Below are 1,153 nucleotides of genomic sequence, written 5' to 3'. Positions count from 1 at the left end.
ACTTAGATGTTTCAGTTCCCCTCGTCTGCCTCTTTACTACCTATGTATTCAGTAGTAAGTGACTGCGAATTACCGCAGCCGGGTTCCCCCATTCGGACATCCCCGGATCAAAGCCTGCTTACGGCTCCCCGAGGCGTTATCGTTGTTCGCCACGTCCTTCTTCGGCTCCTGGTGCCTAGGCATCCTCCGTGTGCTCTTATTAGCTTAACCTCAGAGCAATTCGTCAGAATTGCTTGCTTCAGAAGCATAAATGCTTCGTTAGCGAACATCGGTAAGCATAAAGCATTTCAGATACTTCAGCTATTGTTACTTTGTTTCGATATCCAGTTTTCAAGGAACAAGTCATTGTCATTTTTTAAGTGACAAAAAACATCTTAACATACGCGCTCATATCATTCAAGCGGTAGCTTTTGGTGGACCCAAGCGGGATCGAACCGCTGACCTCCTGCTTGCAAGGCAGGCGCTCTCCCAGCTGAGCTATGGGCCCAAATTTGCCCCAAAAAGTGAAGAGAAGCTCTGAGGTTTTTCCGAATACTTTTCGGGAACCCCGATCTTTTCACTATTCAGTTATGGTGGGCCCTAGTGGACTCGAACCACCGACCTCACCCTTATCAGGGGTGCGCTCTAACCAGCTGAGCTAAGGGCCCTCGCATGCATCGGGCTGAACACCCAACTATCCTATGCAAGGTATAACAAAAAGGTTTCATAAGAAAAGCCCACCCTTGGTGGGCTTGCTTGGCGACGTTCTACTCTCCCAGGACCCTTCGGTCCAAGTACCATCGACGCTGGAAGGCTTAACGGTCGTGTTCGGGATGGGTACGCGTGGTTCCCTTCCGCCATCATCACCAAACATTGAAAGGCATTACCCTTTCAAAACTGAACACGAGTGAGTGCGTTTCAACCGTGAGGTTGCTTTATGTCCGCTGCCCTGCAGGCAGCATGGACTCCATAGAAAGGAGGTGATCCAGCCGCACCTTCCGATACGGCTACCTTGTTACGACTTCACCCCAATCATCTACCCCACCTTCGGCGGCTGGCTCCTTGCGGTTACCCCACCGACTTCGGGTGTTGTAAACTCTCGTGGTGTGACGGGCGGTGTGTACAAGACCCGGGAACGTATTCACCGCGGCATGCTGATCCGCGATTACTAGCA

2 tRNA genes and 3 rRNA genes are annotated in these 1,153 nt (G+C 51.3%); all 5 read right to left on the bottom strand.

Going from position 1 to position 1,153, the window contains the following annotated elements:
* Positions 1–210 (bottom strand): 23S ribosomal RNA (locus tag O9H85_RS37390); the annotation flags it as partial.
* Positions 211–411: 201 nt separating this feature from the next.
* Positions 412–487 (bottom strand) — tRNA-Ala (locus O9H85_RS37385).
* Positions 488–570: 83 nt separating this feature from the next.
* A tRNA-Ile gene (locus O9H85_RS37380) sits at positions 571–647 on the bottom strand.
* Between the two features lie 86 nt (positions 648–733).
* Positions 734–850 (bottom strand): 5S ribosomal RNA (rrf, locus tag O9H85_RS37375).
* 102 nt (positions 851–952) lie between these two features.
* Positions 953–1,153: ribosomal RNA gene (locus tag O9H85_RS37370) — 16S ribosomal RNA — on the bottom strand; the annotation flags it as partial.

This window comes from Paenibacillus gyeongsangnamensis, assembly GCF_027533625.1.
Classification (GTDB): Bacteria; Bacillota; Bacilli; order Paenibacillales; family NBRC-103111; genus Paenibacillus_G; species Paenibacillus_G gyeongsangnamensis.
This window is presented reverse-complemented; position numbering and strand designations above follow the sequence as displayed.